The organism is Vibrio jasicida CAIM 1864 = LMG 25398, from assembly GCF_000400365.1.
Taxonomy (GTDB): domain Bacteria; phylum Pseudomonadota; class Gammaproteobacteria; order Enterobacterales; family Vibrionaceae; genus Vibrio; species Vibrio jasicida.
In genome coordinates this window covers 11,235-28,947 of the sequence record NZ_BAOG01000047.1, presented here as the reverse complement: position 1 = coordinate 28,947, position 17,713 = coordinate 11,235, and the positions used below count along the sequence as shown (strand labels likewise).

Below are 17,713 nucleotides of genomic sequence, written 5' to 3'. Positions count from 1 at the left end.
CCCCCCACTGGTACACCGTGCGCGATACGGCTTGCATCCACTTGGTGTTCTTTACACAGCTCCGCGATGTAATGCGCTGTTGCTTCCCCTTCAACCGTTGGATTGGTTGCAAGGATCACTTCAGAAACATCACCGCGACGCAGACGGTAATCCAGTACATCAAGACCAATATCACTTGGACCAATTCCGTCCAGTGGTGATAAGTGCCCCATTAGTACAAAGTATCGACCCGAGTATTGACCTGTCGCTTCTACTGCCGCGATGTCTGCTGGACTTTCTACTACACAAATTTGGCCATTTTCTTGGCGCTTTGGGTTCGTACAAATATGGCAAACGTCTTCTTCAGTGAAGGTACGGCACTCGGTGCAATGACCAATTTCTGTCATTGACTGACTCAGCGCATCTGCCAGTTGCAGACCGCCTTTTCTATCACGCTGTAACAAATGAAAGGCCATACGCTGCGCCGACTTGGGGCCAACCCCAGGTAGACAACGTAAGGCCTCCATCAATTGTTCCAGCATATGACTGGTACGCATTGAAAATCCGCTTAGTTAGAATTCAGCAGATTAGAATGGCATTTTCATACCTGGTGGTAATTGCATACCGCCAGTTACTGAAGCCATTTTCTCTTTTTGAGTTTCTTCAACACGACGTGCTGCATCGTTGAATGCCGCAGCGATAAGATCTTCTAGCATCTCTTTGTCGTCTTCCATTAGACTCTCGTCAATATCAACACGACGCACACTGTGACTACCAGTGATTGTAACTTTAACTAGACCAGCACCAGACTCGCCAGTTACTTCCATATTCGCGATTTCTTCTTGAAGCTTTTGCATGCGATCTTGCATTTGCTGGGCTTGCTTCATTAGGTTGCCCATACCGCCTTTACCAAACATGTTTATCTCTCTGGTTTAATTAGGTGTTGCATCTGTTAATGGGGTTTTCACTGAACGTTTTCAACCCCATTCCGTTCAAAATTTAGATAGGTCTTACACTATCTTTATCGAGCTCTGCAGCGAAACGACGTTCGATGAACTGAACATGCGGATCGTTTTCTAAACTGTTCAGAGCTTGTTGCAATTTTTCTTGATACAGCCTGTCTCTAAGCTCAAGGGGTGTCTCACCGTTTTCGCCCACATCAATACTAAGATGGCACTCTTGTTCTAACACGCCATTTAACGCGTTCAACAGCTCGCTTTGCGCTCTGTCAGTATTCAAGTGTGCCTGACTGTCTCTTAATTGTAGCGAAACTGTCGAGCCTTCTTTGCTGTAATGCGAGTTTAATGCAAGTTGCTCCACCAGCTTGGGTGTATTCATTAAGCTGATCAGCTTTGCCCACTCACTGCTTTCCAATGATTCATCGACAAGCTTTTGCGCCATTTCTGGCGTCTTTTCGTGCTCAAGAGCTTTCTTGAGCTGCGTAGGTGTCAGTTGCGTATTCGTTTTTGTTTCAACCGGTTGCTTGGTTGGACGCCAACGATATGCTTCATCCTCAATGACAGGTTGTTCCGCTTGAGAAGAGGATGGTAGCGACACCTGCGCGGAATTGCCATGCAATTGCGCTAGACGGTCAATGACCGACTCTTTTTGAGCAGATGTCGCGTTAGGCTTTTTTGGGCCACCATTTTGCGTCGTCGCCTGTTGCTGACCCTGGCGTTGCGAGCGCAATTGATGACGAAGACCACTCAAATTACCTCGAGCAGGCGCTGGCGCATTCTCTGACATAGGTTGAGCTTGTTGAGGAACCTGCTGTGTAGGCACAGGATTCTCACTCATTGGTGGTGCCATGTCATACTGTGGCGGAGCCATATCATAACCACCTTGATATTCAGGTTGGTATGATGGTGCTTCATTCGTCGGCTGCTGTGCTGCCTGAGACAGCGGTTGTGACGCCATATTCGGCGCTAACTGGCTTGGTCTAGGCTGACTTTGCGTTTGCTGTACAGGTGCTTGCTGAACTGGCGCTTGCGGTTTTGCCACCGATACTGCTTGTGTTTGCACTGCACTTTGCGCAGGCAAGCCTTGTGTCTGCGATGAGGTTGAGATGACGGTGGCGCTGTTACTTGCAGATGGACGGAATGCCATCATGCGCAAAACGATCATTTCCATCCCAACGCGACCATTCGGTGACAACGTTAGGTCTTCACGGCCTTTTAAAGCAATTTGGTAGTAAAGCTGAACATCTTGTGGTGTTAACGCTTTACTCAATAATTCGATTTTTTCAGCATCAGGTTGAGTCTGATCTAAGGTCGATGGCAGAGCTTGGTACATCGCGACGCGGTGAAGCTGGGATGCCAATTGTTGTAGCAATCCATCCCACTCAACACCGTTTGATGCAAGTTGTTGGATTTTGTCCATCGCCTGTTGCGGCTGCTTACTGCTGACCGATTCCAGCAAATGAATCGCTTGGTCAGTATCAATCGTACCAAGCATGTGGCTAACGATATCGGTCTGAATCGTGCCGTTACCTAGGGCGATAGCTTGGTCAGTTAAGCTCAGTGCATCACGCATACTGCCATCTGCAGCATGCGAGATCATGCCAAGTGCTCTTGCTTCTGCAGAGACTTGTTCTTTTTCCAAAATATGGTCAAGTTGCTGATGAATGTCATCAACACTGATTGGCTTAAGGTGGAACTGTAAACAGCGCGACAGAATCGTTACCGGCAGTTTTTGTGGATCCGTCGTAGCCAACAAGAACTTCACATACTCTGGCGGCTCTTCCAACGTTTTTAACAGCGCATTGAAAGAGTGACGCGAAAGCATGTGTACCTCATCAATGAGGTACACTTTAAAACGTCCGCGAGCGGGCTTGTATTGAACGTTATCTAATAGTTCACGAGTGTCTTCAACTTTAGTACGAGAAGCCGCGTCGATCTCTAGTAGGTCAACAAAGCGACCTTCATCAATCTCACGACAAGTATCACACTCACCACAAGGGTTAGCGGTAATACCTGTTTCACAGTTCAGGCCCTTAGCAAACAGTCGGCCGATCGATGTTTTACCAACGCCTCGCGTACCGCTGAAGAGATACGCATGGTGTAAGCGATTTTGCGCCAACGCGTTTTCCAGAGCCGTAAGGACATGGCTTTGCCCTACGACTTGGTCAAACTTATTCGGACGCCATTTTCGCGCTAAAGCTAAATAACTCATTGAATGTATTAGTGTCCTTCAAACTCGCAAATGCTGTATACGTTCAGACCTAGACCTTCTAGGCGCTTATCACCACCAATTTCTGGCAGGTTGATAACGAATGCAGCGTGCTCTACTTCACCGCCTAGTTGACGGATAAGCTTTGTTGTTGCTTCGATCGTACCGCCCGTAGCAAGTAGATCATCTACAACCAATACTTTATCGCCTTCTACGATCGCATCAGTATGGATTTCTAGCGTATCAACACCATATTCAAGCTCGTAGGATTGAGCCACAGTGGGACGAGGCAGTTTGCCTGGCTTACGCACAGGGACAAAACCAACACCCAGTTCTAGTGCTAGTGGTGCACCAAACAAGAAACCACGAGCTTCTGTACCCACAACTTTCGTGAAACCCATATCTTTGTAGCGCTCAACCAAAAGATTGATTGTCGCTTGATACGCTTTCGCGTCCTCAAGAAGGCTGGTTACGTCGCGGAAAAGAATGCCTGGTTTCGGGTAATCTTCGATGCTTTTGATGCTAGATTTGATCAGTGAGATTGTTTCTGTAGTCATAATACCGATTTACTTAGATTGGCTCATCACCCTCTGTTCTAATCGCAGTATATATGAGGGCAACAAACAATAGGTTTTCATCACTATGTGCTTACTTTCGTAAAAGTCACAAGCGCTGAAAATACAAACGCCCACTCGAAGAGCGGGCACACTATTCTCTACAATCTTAGTGATTTTCTTCTCGGTCAGCAACCAACTCAGTCACAGGGAGACGCATAAACCAACTCAGTAAAACGATTAGCATCACTAAAAGCGCAATTTTTACCCAAACCATTGGAGCGACAATGATGGAGAAAGTAAAACTGAGTACGATGAAGACCGCGCCACGTTGTTTCACTTTGCGTGTGACTGCTCGGTGTTTATGCCAGTTTTCGAGTAAAGGTCCAAACGTTTTATGTTCATGCAGCCAACGATGAAACGCAGGGCTGCCTCGCATGAAACAGGCACTCGCTAAAAGAATAAAAGGTGTGGTAGGAAGAAGAGGAAGAACGATGCCGGCAATGCCAAGCAGCATGCAGAGTCCACCAGCTATATTGAAAAGGTAACGCTTAATACGAATGGTGGACTCCAATAAACTAACGCTAAATTAAAAGCCCGCGTAACCATTCATTACACGAAGCCAGGTTAACGTTGCAGGTAAAGTTGGGATCAAAAGGACTGCAATGAAACCTAAAAAGTAAAAAATATTATAAGGCTCTTTAAAATCTTTGTCTGCCATGATGTTTCTTCTCACTAGAGTTGAGTTGACTTCGCTTCCCCCACCTTACATCGTTAAATTATCGTTGCATAAATGGGTCATTATTGTTTTAAGCGATGACTATACCTTAAACAATTAACGCTAAACACCAACAAAAAGTAGGGTTATAAAGCGAAGTATCATTAGTTCGAAGCCAAGCAGCTAGAAATAAAAAAGCAGCGTAATGGACGCTGCTTTTATTGATGTATCTATGTTTTTACCTGCTGCTCGTTATATCAATCGATTCAGACGAACCATATTGAGGCTAAAGCTGGATGTCCCAAGACAACCAATTGAAAGCTGCCCGTTAGTGCTGATTGGTAAGTCTCGGGTGATGAAGTTTTTCATACTGCCGTCACCTAATTGATTACCAGCGGCTATGTGCTGATTTGAATGGCCGTCTGACCACTGACTATCCAAACCCGCTGGTAGTATTGAGACAGAAGATGAAGCAAGATCTGCGACACCGAAAACGGCATTTACGGCACCGGTACTATCAGAGCACTGAATACCTTTTTCAATAATGTCGACCATGTCTTTCAGGTCTGCACTAAAACTATTTAAGTTACGTAAGTAGTCATCAAACAAAGCACGCACCAGCAGCGTTGTTGCCACACCATCGTGCGCTGATGACGCTGAATCAACGAGATAAAAGGCAAATTGCCCGTTCATCAGCCAACGGTAATCAAACACTAAAGGCATAACGTCGGTTGATTGCAATAAACGATAAGAGCATTTCCAATCACCTTGTGATGCGTCTTTTTCTGGCAATAAAGCGTGTAGCAAGTCTCTTGCTGCATTTGGATGTTGTTGTAGATATTCTAGGTGCCAGTGCAGTTCTTGATCGTCTGGCATTTCCCCACCGTCATCAACCCTAAACCATTGGCTCGAAAAATCTCGATGGTCAGAGTAGTGACAGTCTGATTCCTCAAGCGTGTTGTCGATCGCCTGAGATAGATGTTGATAGTTTCCTATTGGTTTAGGTAAGAAATCTTTAATACCAAAACGAAGCGCTTTCGCGACGTCAGACATCTCATCCGTTCCAGACACAACAATCAGTGGCATAGACGGATACTCTAAGCTAACTTCCTCGACAAATTCTATCCCGTCCAACACGGGCATGGATAAATCACATAAGACCAAATCAGGTTGGCATTCCCTTAGTTGTTGAAGCGCCTCTAGGCCGTTTTCTGCTTCGACCACCTTAAAACCCTGACTTTCCAAATAGGCATTAGTCACGCTACGAAATATCGGATCATCGTCCACTAACATGATGAGTTTATGATTGACCACTTCCTGCGCCGAGACCATTGCCGTTTGACTGTGAGTCTTAAACATACCTTTGCACCTCACAAAGCTCAGTCAAAAAAACAAATTTATATGTCGTTATTTTTGTTGTATTCACATCTTACAAAACGTTATGCAGCAAGACATCAGGCCCTTTCACCTTGTTATAAACCGTAGCCTGAAATTGACGTTTATACAAATATTCCATGGTCTATCAGTATTTACTCAGGGAGCCTTGCTGTGTTCAAATGACGCAACATGTTGACTTAAAGCAAACTTTGATCACAAAGTTAATTATAAATTAGCCATAAACGGTAGTTTAATGTGTCTGGAAATATGAAATTAGATGATCTAAACCTGTTTCGATTGGTTGTCGAAAATGGGAGCTATACCGCAACTTCGCGAAAAACCATGATTCCGGTGGCAACCATCACCCGACGCATTCAAGCGCTAGAAGACTCTGTCAATCTTCGATTGCTGAACCGTCATGCGCGTAAGCTTTCTCTGACCGAGGCCGGAGAACGCTTTTACCATGAATGCTCACCTCTGCTACAACGCCTAACATCGACAGCTGAGGAGATTACGGATGACTGTCGTGGCGCATCGGGCAAGATTAAGATTTCTGCACCGTACAACCTGACTAAGCGCATGATGATGCCTATGTTTAATGGGTTCATGAAGCAGTATCCTGACATCAACATCGAGCTGACGACAGAAAACAACGCCGATCAACTTGATCCTACCGAGTGGGACGTGATTTTCCGCGTTGGACCACAGCGTGACTCAAGCTTGATCGCCCGTAAAATTGGTGAAGTAAAGGATATTCTGGTCGCAAGTCCTGACTATCTCGCCGCAAATCCGGCACCAAACCACGCTGAAGAGCTCTCTAACCATTCTTTGCTGAAAGGCTACCCACTGATCAAGTGGACACTAATCAACAGCAAGGGAGAGTCTGTGGTGAATGCAGAACGTGGTCGTTTTCAAGCCAATGCACTGAATGTCGTGCGTAGCTCTTGCTCTGAAGGGTTGGGGATTACATTAATGCCTGACGTGATGATCAAAGAGTATATTGAAAGTGGCGATCTACTGCGTGTATTACCAGATTGGAGCGCTAACCCGCGCGACATCTACATGCTGTACAATCACAAAGACCACCTTCCTGAGAAAGTGCGTCTTTTTATCGACTTCGTGATCGCTTACAACATTCACTAAACTCGATAGCAGATACAAAAAACCAGAGCGCGAGCTCTGGTTTTTTTATGTCTTGGATTTTCGGGCAGATTAAGCGCCTTCGTTATGCAGTTCTAGATTAGCAAGATCTTGCTGAATTTCTGCTTGTGTCTTTGCATCATCGTTACGTAAACCATCAAGGAAGTCGAGGTATTGTTGGTCGATGTCACCCGTCACATATTCACCGTTAAATACTGATGTATCGAACTGAGTGATGTCTTGATTGCCTAAACCAACTGCTTCAACCAAATCATCCAAGCGTTGGTAAATAAGCGCGTCAGCACCAATTTGCTTACAGATGGTTTCGTTATCGCGGCCATGAGCAATCAACTCTGTTGCACTTGGCATATCGATACCGTAAACATTCGGGAAACGTACTTCTGGTGCCGCCGAGACCATAAACACCTTGTTTGCGCCAGAGTCACGAGCCATCTCAATGATCTGCTCTGATGTTGTACCGCGAACAATAGAGTCATCCACAAGCAGGACATTCTTACCTTTAAATTCAGAACGAATCGCGTTTAGTTTGCGGCGCACCGATTTCTTACGCTGTTGCTGACCCGGCATAATGAAAGTACGACCTACGTAACGGTTTTTCACAAAGCCTTGACGGTAAGGTTTATCAATAGCTTGGGCAATTTGTAGAGCAATATCGCAAGACGTTTCAGGAATAGGAATAACCACGTCGATATCCAATTCTGCGTAATCTTCACGAATACGCTCGCCAAGCTTTTTACCCATCTCAACACGAGCACTGTATACAGAAATCTTGTCGATGAAAGAGTCCGGACGTGCAAAGTAAACGAATTCAAAGATACACGGATTCAGTTTTGGATTGTCGCCACATTGTTTCGTAAATAGTTCACCATCAAACGTTGCGTAAATCGCTTCACCAGGAGCGACATCGCGAACAAAATCAAAACCAACAGCATCTAACGCCACTGACTCTGACGCCACCATGTATTCTGTTCTTCCGTTCACTTCACGCTTACCTAAACATAAAGGGCGGATACCATGTGGGTCGCGAAACGCAATCATACCGTGGCCAATAATCATCGCAGCAACAGCATAAGCACCGCGGATCGTACGGTGAACATTCGTAACCGCACGGAAGACATCGTCAGCTGTCACATTGCCTTTTACTGTATCGATTTCGTGAGCGAGTACATTCAGAAGCACTTCAGAATCTGAAGTCGTATTGATATGACGGCGGTCTTTTTCAAACAGTTTTTGACGAACTTCATGAGCGTTAGTCAAATTACCATTGTGGGCAAGTGTAATACCGAAAGGAGAGTTTACGTAGAAAGGTTGAGCTTCAGAGGCACTTGAACTGCCTGCGGTTGGGTAACGAACATGACCGATACCAACCTCACCTTGTAAGCGTTGCATGTGTCTTGCTTCGAACACATCCTTCACTAAACCGTTCGCCTTACGCAGACGAAAACGATTGCTTTCTATGGTACAAATACCAGCGGCATCTTGGCCACGATGCTGTAACACCGTTAACGCGTCATAAATAGACTGGTTTACAGGCGTTGTGCCCACGATTCCAACAATACCACACATGTCCTAATCCTCGATTTGCGACAGTAGCTGGCACTACTAGATAGTGCCAGACAGAAAACTTGATGTTGCTTTTAAGTGCTCGAAGAATGGGGCGATGATACGGCTGAACTCTGGGACCAACTGTGACTCTTTCCACCAATCCGAGCTTGGGAATGCAGTAAACGCATCCATAAAAAACAGCACCGCAGAAACAATCAGTACTCCGCGTAAACCACCAAACACCACACCGAGAATTCGATCGGTTCCTGATAGCCCTGTTTTTTGTACCAGTTGACCAATGACGTAATTCACCACTGCACCAACCACTAAGGTAGCGACGAATAACGCCGCTATTGCGGCTCCGTTACGAAACATTTCATCTTCGATGTTGGTGAAATACACCGCCAATTTGGCGTAGTAATTACTGGAGATAAAAAATGCTCCAAACCAAATCACCAAAGACAAAGCTTCTTTAGCAAAACCGCGAACTAAACTGATCAGAGCTGAAAATCCGATCACACCTAAAATGACAAAATCTAACCAATTCATGTTTTCTTCATCTTAAGTTGGCGCGCATTTTAACAGAAAAAATGCTGACGCAAACGTTTTCTTATGGATTTAATGGCTTAAATTTAAGCAATTGACCTTTTGAGCCTGTAATTTTTTGTAATTCCTTGACCTGTCGTTCAAGTTTACTTTTTGACACATCAGGACCAACAATTACTCGAGTAAAGGCTGTCTCTTTTTTTACATGAGCTTGGTAGCCACGCTTCTGAAGATCCTCTACAAGTGCAACCGCATTTTCATGATTTTTTAGTGCCATCAACTGAATGATCCAGGCTGAATCTTCATATTGATTTTTTTCTTCAACCGGACGAACGGCAACTTCAACCTGTTCAGGTTGTTTGACTTCTTCTGGCTGAGAAACTGACTCTGGTTCTGGCTGAGAAACCGCGACTTGAGGCTCTTGAGATTCATTCACTGTTGCAGTTACCGGAGATTCCGGTAATGAAACGTCGTCTTCAACAGGCTCTAGTATTTCGAAGTTCTCCACATCGCTATCAAGTTCAGGTTTGATAGGAATACTGGCAAACTCTTCTTTATAGTGCAGTTTCTTACCATCCAGTACGTCTGGAAGCACGATGACCCCCACCGCCACTAGAATGATGGTGCCGACTAAACGACTTTGAAATTTACTTGCCATCAAATTACCTTTGATTACTCATTATTTGATTGCCAATACTCCAACACTTCACCCACTGTGTGGAATGAACCCACCACCAAAATGACATCATCATGAGCCGCATGAGTTTTCGCCCTCTCAAATGCCTCTACTGGAGTTTGGAACTGAATCTGGCCTTCGGGTAAATATTGACATAACTCGTCGGCAGTTGCCGCGCGAGGGCCAGTCAGTGATGCTGGGTACCATTGGGTTGCAATTGGCGCTAATACTTCAATTGTTGCCTTGATGTCTTTATCGTGCAGCATTGCCACCACGACATGGATGTTTTTATTCACGTATTGGTGCTTCACCTTCTCTACCAAGTATTCTGCAGAGTGAGGATTGTGCGCCACATCAAGCACAATGTCTGGTTCCGTTTGCAAAACCTGCATTCGGCCAGCTAGGCGAGCATTATTCAAGCCATTAACGATATTAATGTCAGTGATTTGCAATTCTGAAGCGCCAAGTGCCATCAGAGCAGTTGCTGCATTCGGTAAGGGCAGAGAAGGCAATGGAAGGTCGTCTAGGCCAAACGCTCCACTGGTCCACTTCCAACCTTTCTCAGTCAATTGGTAATCGAACTGGATGCCAACTTGGAAGAACTCAGCTTGAATGTCATCAGCGTGCGCAGCAACGGTTGCTGGCGGCGTCGGTTGGCCACAAATCGCAGGTTTACCAGTACGGTAGATACCCGCTTTCTCAAAGCCAATTACATTGATGTCATCACCTAGCCAATCCACATGGTCGATAGCCAAGCTGGTAATAACAGAGACATCATGATCTACGACATTTGTTGCATCTAATCGACCACCAAGGCCAACTTCTAACAACACCACGTCCACTTTTTCAACTTGGAAAATACGAAGTGCAGCCAACGTACCGAATTCAAACAAGCTTAGGCTAATATCACCACGTTGTTGCTCGATATAATCGAATGCTTCGCAGTGTGTACGATCTTCTGCATCTACACCGTTAATACGAACACGCTCGTTGTAGCGAATAAGGTGAGGTGAACTGTAAACTCCGACTGAGTAGCCGGCATCTAATAGAATCGCTTCCATCAACGCGCACGTCGAACCCTTGCCATTGGTGCCGGCAACAGTAATCACAGTAGGGGCTGGTTTGGTGAGGTTGGCTTTTTTCGCTACCGCTTGAACGCGGTCTAAGCCGAGGTCGATAGCTGATGTGTGGAGATTTGTTAAATAATCAAGCCACATCGTTAGAGTGGATGTGGCTTGAGGAATTGCGTTTTGTATCATCTAACTTTAACCATTAATTTCTTTGGTTTTTATGTTAGTTGATACTTTACCCTTTTTCGTCCGCTTCTGGTACAGAATATGGCTCTTCATTTGGAGATTCGTTAACGGAAACCACCATCGGAGACTTGTGGTTAGTCATCTTAGCGATCAGACCACCCACACGTTGACGCATTTCACGACGGTCAACGATCATGTCAATCGCACCGTGCTCTAGCAGGAACTCACTACGCTGGAAGCCTTCAGGAAGATCTTCGCGTACTGTTTGCTCGATTACACGACGGCCAGCGAAACCGATCAATGCTTTAGGTTCACCAATGTTGATGTCACCTAGCATCGCCAAACTTGCCGATACACCACCCATTGTTGGGTCAGTCAGTACCGAAATGAATGGTAGGCCTTTTTCTGACAAACGCTCAAGCGCTGCACTGGTTTTCGCCATTTGCATTAGAGACATTAACGCCTCTTGCATACGCGCACCACCACTTGCAGAGAAACACACCAGTGCACAATTGTTTTCAATTGCGGCGTCAACTGCTTTCACGAAACGAGCACCAACAACGGAACCCATTGAACCACCCATGAAAGAGAATTCAAACGCACACGCTACCAATGGCATACCAAGCAGTTCACCCTGCATAACCACCAATGCGTCTTTCTCGCCACTGTTCTTTTGAGCAGCAGAGATACGCTCTTTGTAGCGCTTAGAATCTTTAAATTTCAGTTTGTCCTGTGGCTCAAGCTCTGTGCCTAGCTCTACACGCTCACCTTCATCTAAGAATGTTTCTAGACGACGACGTGCTTTCATCCGCATGTGGTGATTACACTTAGGACAAACTTCTAGGTTACGCTCAAGTTCAGCATGGTAAAGAACCTGCTCACAAGAGGTACATTTCGTCCACACGCCTTCAGGGATAGAAGCTTTGCGTGAACTTACTAGGTTGCTTTTTTCTAAAATCTTTTCAAGCCAACTCATGGAAGACCTTTTCTCTCAATTCTTCCGCTTCATTGCGAAAGATATAAATTCGGAATATTGCGGATGGATTAAAACATATCTTGCCGCGACTGTAGATAAAAAACTGGTTGTACCTATTTTTGATATCATTAATAACGCATAGTTTCTGCGCATTTCCAGTCTAAACTACCGATAATTTGAAACAAATTCGCAAATTTAGTTCAAATTATCCGGTAAAAATAGCGGACCGATCGGCACTTGTGGTAATCCAAACGCTTCTGGGTAGTCCACATCAACCAAATACAAACCTTCAGCCTTGGCCGTTGCACCCGCTAATTTGCGGTCTTTTGCTTCTAAAAGTGACTTGATCCATTCAGGCTTTTCTTCGCCACGACCCACTTTAATCAAACTGCCTGTAATGTTACGCACCATGTGGTGAACAAAAGCGTTCGCTTTAATATCGATAATGACGTAGTCACCATGTCGAGTCACGTTCAAGTGCATCATATTTCGACAAGGGCTCAACGATTGGCAGTGTGCTGCACGAAATGAACTGAAGTCATTCTCACCAAGCAAGTATTGTCCTGCTTCGTGCATTTTCTTTTCATCCAAGTCACCGTGATAATGGCTCACTCCAGAATTTAAGATGCCAGGACGCAATGCGTGATTGAAGATGATGTAGCGGTATCGACGCGCCGTCGCTGAGAATCGTGCATGGAAGTCATCAGGTACTTCTACCGCCCAGCGGACAGCGATATCACTTGGCATGTTCGCATTTGCGCCCATTGTCCAAGCAACCATTTTTCGATTTACATTGGTGTCGAAGTGAACAACTTGTCCTGTGCCGTGTACACCTGCATCGGTACGACCAGCGCACTGAACTTCTACAGGGTGATTTGCTACTACAGAAAGTGCTTTTTCCAGCGCTTCTTGGACACTTTTCACTTCTCTTTGGCGTTGCCAACCAAAGTAATTTGTACCGTTATACTCGATACCTAATGCGATTCTCATTTTAACCTTCGAACTCTAAAATGGGGCGGGAAGTATATACGTAAGTCCTTCCAGATACAAAAATGGGCAGCATTTGCTACCCATTTTTCTTTATCGACCGTTAATGGCGTCGATAAGCCCTTTCGCTTCACGGCGAATATCATCTTCACCGTAGACGATGGCCTCTTCTAGCAATTTGATCGCCCCTTGAGGATCGTTCATTTCTAGATAGATTTTTGCTAAATCAAGCTTACCTGCGGCTTCTGCGTTGGTGTCTACATCCACATCACCGATGTCACCAATCACATCAGGGAACTCATTCAAACCAACATCGAGCTTTAATTCTTGCTCTTCGAAGTCACCGCCATTTTTATCCACTTGAGCCATCAACTCATCAATCGTCATGAATTGATTTTTCTTCGGGTCGAAGTCGGTAAGATCATCCTGCTCACCCCAGTTTTCCTGAGCGATTTCTGGTTGCGCAAGTGCTTCTGTCGAGCTCCAAACGTCTCTTTGATCTTCTGGGACTTCCGTTGTTGACGCCGCGCTGTCTGATGACAGTTTAAAACCATCCCAGTCATCGCCCACATCCAGCATGGTTTCGAAATCCATACCCGCACTTGCGATGGTGTCATTGTCCAACTTTCCATCAAACACTTCTGAGTCTGCGTTTTCTGACAACAGGTTCGCCATTGCAGATTCTTCAAAATCATTGAGTTCAGACTCTAAGTCTGCTTGTGCTTCGGGAACGGGATCAGGCTCGACACTGAAAGCCTCTGGCTGCGCGAATACATCAAACAAAGCATCATGGTCATTGTCTGATTGAATAACAGTTTGAGACGCTTCAGGGTGCTTTACCGGCGTTTCTAGTTCTGCATCGCCCATTGAAGCCAATGCATCTTCTTCATTGAACTCTGGCAAGTCCAGATCATCAAAGTTGAACTCCTCATCGCTCGCCATGCCGGCGGCTGGCTGTGAAGTTTCTGCTTCTGACAATCTTGGCTCGTCAGCCATTGATGCAAGAGCATCTTCTTCGCTGAACTCCGGAAGATCCAGATCATCGAAGTCGAACTCTTCATCTTCAGCCACTGGCTCATTCGCCGCTGTTTCTGGGTCAGTAGTTTCAGATCCAGCTAACTCTGGCTCTTGCGCCATTGACGTTAGTGCATCTTCTTCGCTGAACTCAGGAAGCTCTAGATCATCAAAATTGAACTCTTCCTCTTTAGCCGTTGGTTCAATCGCCGCAGTTTCTGGTTCAGCGGTTTCAGATTCAGCTAACTCTAGCTCTTGCACCATTGACGTTAGTGCATCTTCTTCGTTGAACTCCGGAAGGTCTAGCTCATCGAAGTTGAATTCTTCGTCTTCGGCCGTCGGCTCAATCGCCGCAGTTTCTGGTTCAGCAATTTCAGACTCAGCTAACTCTAGCTCTTGCGCCATTGACGCTAGAGCATCTTCTTCGTTGAACTCCGGAAGGTCTAGCTCATCGACGTTGAATTCTTCGTCTTCGGCCGTCGGCTCAATCGCCGCAGTTTCTGGTTCAGCGGTTTCAGGTTCAGCTAACTCTGGCTCTTGCGCCATTGACGTTAGTGCATCTTCTTCACTGAACTCCGGAAGCTCTAAATCATCAAAGTTGAATTCTTCTTCAGCCGTTGACTCATTCGCCGCAGTTTCTGGATCAGCGGTTTCAGATTCAGCTAACTCTGGCTCTTGTGCCATTGATGTTAGTGCATCTTCTTCGTTGAACTCCGGAAGATCCAGTTCATCGAAGTTGAACTCTTCGTCTTCGGTAGCTGTCTCAGTTGAACTTGCCGCTACGGGTTCTTGTTCCGTCTTCGTCTCGGGTTCTATGTCATCAACAAGCCAGTCTTCTTCTTGCGGAATACCAAATTCATTTTCGACGGTGTTTGGCGTCGGAGTGAACGCGGGCTCTTCTTCTGTTTTGCTGAGTGATGTTTCAACGTCTGAGTCCGCTTTTTCTAAGATCGCATCTTGCGGTTCTGATTCGATAGAAGGTTCTTGAATCAACTCAGGTTCAAAATCTAACTCATCTTCTTCTGTCGCTTGCTCACTAATAAGCGCATCCAGTTCCGCAGCGAAATCGGCGCGCTCTTGCTCTGCTTGTTTTAGATCGTCTTCATTAGATTCAAACAACTCATCCAATTCCGACATCAAAGGATCGTGCTCTGGGATTGAATCTTCTAAATCACCAAAGAAATCCTCTTTGTCAAAATCTTCAACGGTTTGTTCTAGTGCTGATTCAGCCTCTGATTCGCGGCTCAACGCGTCTACTTTCGGCTCAACCTCTGGTTGGTTCTCGTTCAGTAATGCATCGATATCTAAGCCTGAATCCAGACCAAGCGCCTTTTCGTCTTCCAATTCAGAAGCAGATTTAACCTGTTGTTGAGTTTCAGCAGGTTGAGTCGCTTCTGGCTCAAGATCATCAAAACCTAACGAGGCCAATAAGTCATCGTCACTCTGCTGCGCACTCGCGATTTCTGGCTCATCATCTTCACGAATCAAATCATCGAATGGGTCAACGTCCGTAGGCTCTTGTTCGTCTATTGTTTCATCGCCGCTGTCATCAAGTAGCTCATCCAACAAATCGACGCTGTTTTCATCAAGATCTTCTAATGCGTCATCGCCCTCAAAACCAGACAGTTTCTCTAGTTCATCAAGTGGATCAAAATCATCGTCAGATGCATCCTCATCATCAAAACCAATCAACTCGTCAAGCAAATCTGTGCTGTCTTCATCAATCGAAGGTTCTTCACTCAAGCCTGCAATGTCTTCTAGATCGTCAAGAGGATCTCGCTCATTGATTGATTCACCTTCGTCGTCACCCATCAACTCATCGAGGAGTGCTGATGCATCATCCTGCTCTAAGTCTGAATCAGACAGACCAGACAATGATTCTAGTTCATCAAGTAGTGGGTCATCGGCATCCGCACTTACTGGCTGTTCATACTGAGCAAGCAGTTTATCTATGTCATCGTCGGTTGCTTCACCAGCAGAGAAAGCACTCTCTGACACTTGAGATGGCTTCTCGTCCTCAACATCAAGATTGAGGTCGTCACCATCAAGGTCAGCAAATAAGTCATCAAGCATGGCTTGATCAACCGCGTCACTTTGTAACTCTTCAGATGGGTCGTCAGCAGAGAGTAACTCGGCAAATGCATCATCCGACATCACATCAGCGTTATCTTCATCTGAAAGATCGAAACCGACTTCATCCTCATCATCCAAAACTTCAAGCTCTGGAGAGACTTCATCAAGTGCACGCTCCATCTCTTCAAGACCGAGCGCTTTTTCTTCGCCGTTTACTTTTATGCCATTGCTTGAAGAGTCAAACTCATCGAAGCCAACGTCGAGATCGCCATCATCCCCAATCCCCGCGAATGGGTCTTCGCCATCATCCCCTTCGAGGTTGAAGTCGAGATCGTCGTCATCCAGGTTAGCAAAGACATCCTCTTCTTCTGGCTGCGCTTCTTCTTGGCCGAATAGTTGCTCCGTGTCGTCATCGTCACCAAACAAATCGTCGTCTAGACTTAATTCTTCATCCAACTCATCTGCCGCAGCCAATCCGATTGGCGCAGCAAGTGGATCAACACTTTGCTGTTCTTGCGCAGCAGCTTCTTCCTCTTTCTCTTTAGAGCGACGACCAAGCAACATGACGATTAACATGGCAATCAATGCACCTGGAATAAGTGCTGCAAGGCCTACTAGCCAACCGTTAGACAGAACCTTGTCCATCGTACTTGGCTGCATTCGTTGCTGCTCTGCAAGACGCTGACGTTCTTCCGCTAGCAGTTTTTCGACTTCAGAGCGAATTCGTTCTTCATCGTTGAGCGAAGTTTTAAGCGTTGCGACCTCGCTCTGCACTTCAGACAGCATCAAACGTAAACGATGGTTCTTCTCTTCGAGAGAGTCCAACTCACTTTGTGAGCCTTGCAGTTTATCTTTAAGTGCTGTTACTTGTTTCTCACCTTCCGGTGAAGTCACGACTTCAGGTACGGCGGTCGTAGACTCAACCGGCTTGATTGGTTCTGGCTTTGCCAATTCCGGTTTAGACGGCTCAATTTGAGCAACTTCAGCCGTAGGCTTTGGTGTTTCCGGTTTTGGCTTAACAGGCGATGTTTTTGCTGGTTTTTGTTGAGCTAATCGAACTTCATGAGCATTCATCACGGCAATCGCCTGAGGCGTGGTAGCACTCTGAACTTGCTCTAATGAAGGCACGCGAAGTCGGCTGCCCGGGATCAATTCATGAATATTCTGGTTATCAAACGCTTGAGGGTTGATTCGGTAAATGGCGAGAAGCGTCTGTTGAACAGAAACATTACGAGAAGGTCGCAATTGAGAAGCAATCGACCACAAAGTCTCGTTTTTATTCGTCGGACCATAAAAGCGCGACGGTTGGTTATTTTCAGGCGGAGCAGGTAACGCTCGCTCAATCTCCTCAGCGTAGCTAGGAGACGTTTGCACTTCACCAGAGGGTCCTACAAGTCGAATTCCTTCGGCTTGAACCACTGACGATGTCTGAGTCGCGCTCATCAACACAAGGGCTGCTAACAAACGCTTATAATTTTGACGCATAGAAGGCTCAGTTTGGTGCTAGAAACAATTTGAAATGGTGATCGGTTAAATATATCGGATAACACACGCAAAACTATAGCTTTGAGGGCAAAAAATGTGTGGCTCTCACCATATTCGTACTAATCTCACACAATTTTACGCCGTTCGAACAAAAAAGCCTCGCATAGTGCGAGGCTTAAAGGTTCTTAGCGAAGCCGA

The 17,713-nt window shown here is 45.8% G+C and carries 15 protein-coding genes; 1 reads left to right on the top strand and 14 read right to left on the bottom strand.

What is annotated here, in order from left to right; all coding sequences use genetic code 11:
• From recR to VJL_RS13880, 7 genes are all read right to left on the bottom strand, one after another.
• The coding region (gene recR, locus VJL_RS13910) for a recombination mediator RecR (RefSeq protein WP_038878787.1) at window positions 1–536 on the bottom strand (536 nt) is incomplete at its 3' end.
• Window positions 537–566: 30 nt separating this feature from the next.
• Complete coding sequence (locus tag VJL_RS13905) at window positions 567–896, bottom strand: YbaB/EbfC family nucleoid-associated protein (RefSeq protein WP_005380618.1); 330 nt, start codon at window positions 894–896, stop codon at window positions 567–569.
• A gap of 82 nt (window positions 897–978) precedes the next feature.
• Window positions 979–3,150 (bottom strand): DNA polymerase III subunit gamma/tau, encoded by a 2,172-nt coding sequence (gene dnaX, locus VJL_RS13900; RefSeq protein WP_038878784.1) that lies wholly within the window; start codon window positions 3,148–3,150, stop codon window positions 979–981.
• 8 nt (window positions 3,151–3,158) lie between these two features.
• Complete coding sequence (gene apt / locus VJL_RS13895; RefSeq protein ID WP_038871311.1) at window positions 3,159–3,704, bottom strand: adenine phosphoribosyltransferase; 546 nt, start codon at window positions 3,702–3,704, stop codon at window positions 3,159–3,161.
• 166 nt (window positions 3,705–3,870) lie between these two features.
• Window positions 3,871–4,275: a YbaN family protein gene (locus VJL_RS13890; RefSeq protein WP_038871313.1), complete on the bottom strand. Its 405-nt coding sequence runs from the start codon at window positions 4,273–4,275 to the stop codon at window positions 3,871–3,873.
• 15 nt (window positions 4,276–4,290) lie between these two features.
• Window positions 4,291–4,422 carry a hypothetical protein gene (locus VJL_RS30205; RefSeq protein ID WP_005380608.1) on the bottom strand — a complete coding sequence of 44 codons (132 nt, stop codon included), beginning with the start codon at window positions 4,420–4,422 and terminating at the stop codon, window positions 4,291–4,293.
• A 249-nt stretch (window positions 4,423–4,671) separates the two neighbouring features.
• Window positions 4,672–5,778 carry a response regulator gene (locus VJL_RS13880; protein ID WP_038878783.1) on the bottom strand — a complete coding sequence of 369 codons (1,107 nt, stop codon included), beginning with the start codon at window positions 5,776–5,778 and terminating at the stop codon, window positions 4,672–4,674.
• Between the two features lie 285 nt (window positions 5,779–6,063).
• On the opposite strand from VJL_RS13880, the gene VJL_RS13875 reads away from it, so the two are divergent.
• Window positions 6,064–6,939: a LysR family transcriptional regulator gene (locus tag VJL_RS13875; RefSeq protein WP_038871318.1), complete on the top strand. Its 876-nt coding sequence runs from the start codon at window positions 6,064–6,066 to the stop codon at window positions 6,937–6,939.
• 69 nt (window positions 6,940–7,008) lie between these two features.
• Here the strand turns inward: VJL_RS13875 and purF are convergent, their stop codons facing one another.
• From purF to VJL_RS13840, 7 genes are all read right to left on the bottom strand, one after another.
• Window positions 7,009–8,523 carry an amidophosphoribosyltransferase gene (purF, locus tag VJL_RS13870; RefSeq protein WP_038871321.1) on the bottom strand — a complete coding sequence of 505 codons (1,515 nt, stop codon included), beginning with the start codon at window positions 8,521–8,523 and terminating at the stop codon, window positions 7,009–7,011.
• 36 nt (window positions 8,524–8,559) lie between these two features.
• Window positions 8,560–9,051: a CvpA family protein gene (locus VJL_RS13865; RefSeq protein WP_005432921.1), complete on the bottom strand. Its 492-nt coding sequence runs from the start codon at window positions 9,049–9,051 to the stop codon at window positions 8,560–8,562.
• Between the two features lie 61 nt (window positions 9,052–9,112).
• Window positions 9,113–9,706: an SPOR domain-containing protein gene (locus VJL_RS13860; RefSeq protein ID WP_038871324.1), complete on the bottom strand. Its 594-nt coding sequence runs from the start codon at window positions 9,704–9,706 to the stop codon at window positions 9,113–9,115.
• Between the two features lie 14 nt (window positions 9,707–9,720).
• Complete coding sequence (folC, locus tag VJL_RS13855) at window positions 9,721–10,983, bottom strand: bifunctional tetrahydrofolate synthase/dihydrofolate synthase (RefSeq protein ID WP_038878781.1); 1,263 nt, start codon at window positions 10,981–10,983, stop codon at window positions 9,721–9,723.
• A gap of 46 nt (window positions 10,984–11,029) precedes the next feature.
• Entirely contained in the window at window positions 11,030–11,956 is a 927-nt protein-coding gene (gene accD / locus VJL_RS13850) for an acetyl-CoA carboxylase, carboxyltransferase subunit beta (RefSeq protein WP_038871328.1), read from the bottom strand.
• Between the two features lie 195 nt (window positions 11,957–12,151).
• A complete protein-coding gene (gene truA / locus VJL_RS13845) occupies window positions 12,152–12,946 on the bottom strand; it encodes a tRNA pseudouridine(38-40) synthase TruA (RefSeq protein WP_038871331.1) in 795 nt (264 codons plus the stop codon).
• Window positions 12,947–13,036: 90 nt separating this feature from the next.
• Window positions 13,037–17,515, bottom strand: coding sequence for a FimV/HubP family polar landmark protein (locus VJL_RS13840; protein ID WP_038878780.1), 4,479 nt, complete (start codon window positions 17,513–17,515; stop codon window positions 13,037–13,039).
• Between the last annotated feature and the right edge of the window lie 198 nt (window positions 17,516–17,713).

Excerpts from the sequence above, each read along its gene's own strand:
- apt (WP_038871311.1), bottom strand. The coding sequence starts at position 3,704 with ATGACTACAGAAACAATCTCACTGATCAAATCTAGCATCAAAAGCATC.
- purF (WP_038871321.1), bottom strand. The coding sequence starts at position 8,523 with ATGTGTGGTATTGTTGGAATCGTGGGCACAACGCCTGTAAACCAGTCT.
- accD (WP_038871328.1), bottom strand. The coding sequence starts at position 11,956 with ATGAGTTGGCTTGAAAAGATTTTAGAAAAAAGCAACCTAGTAAGTTCA.
- truA (WP_038871331.1), bottom strand. The coding sequence starts at position 12,946 with ATGAGAATCGCATTAGGTATCGAGTATAACGGTACAAATTACTTTGGT.
- VJL_RS30205 (WP_005380608.1), bottom strand. The coding sequence starts at position 4,422 with ATGGCAGACAAAGATTTTAAAGAGCCTTATAATATTTTTTACTTTTTA.
- VJL_RS13880 (WP_038878783.1), bottom strand. The coding sequence starts at position 5,778 with ATGTTTAAGACTCACAGTCAAACGGCAATGGTCTCGGCGCAGGAAGTG.
- VJL_RS13840 (WP_038878780.1), bottom strand. The coding sequence starts at position 17,515 with ATGCGTCAAAATTATAAGCGTTTGTTAGCAGCCCTTGTGTTGATGAGC.
- VJL_RS13860 (WP_038871324.1), bottom strand. The coding sequence starts at position 9,706 with ATGGCAAGTAAATTTCAAAGTCGTTTAGTCGGCACCATCATTCTAGTG.
- dnaX (WP_038878784.1), bottom strand. The coding sequence starts at position 3,150 with ATGAGTTATTTAGCTTTAGCGCGAAAATGGCGTCCGAATAAGTTTGAC.
- VJL_RS13905 (WP_005380618.1), bottom strand. The coding sequence starts at position 896 with ATGTTTGGTAAAGGCGGTATGGGCAACCTAATGAAGCAAGCCCAGCAA.
- VJL_RS13875 (WP_038871318.1), top strand. The coding sequence starts at position 6,064 with ATGAAATTAGATGATCTAAACCTGTTTCGATTGGTTGTCGAAAATGGG.
- VJL_RS13865 (WP_005432921.1), bottom strand. The coding sequence starts at position 9,051 with ATGAATTGGTTAGATTTTGTCATTTTAGGTGTGATCGGATTTTCAGCT.
- folC (WP_038878781.1), bottom strand. The coding sequence starts at position 10,983 with ATGATACAAAACGCAATTCCTCAAGCCACATCCACTCTAACGATGTGG.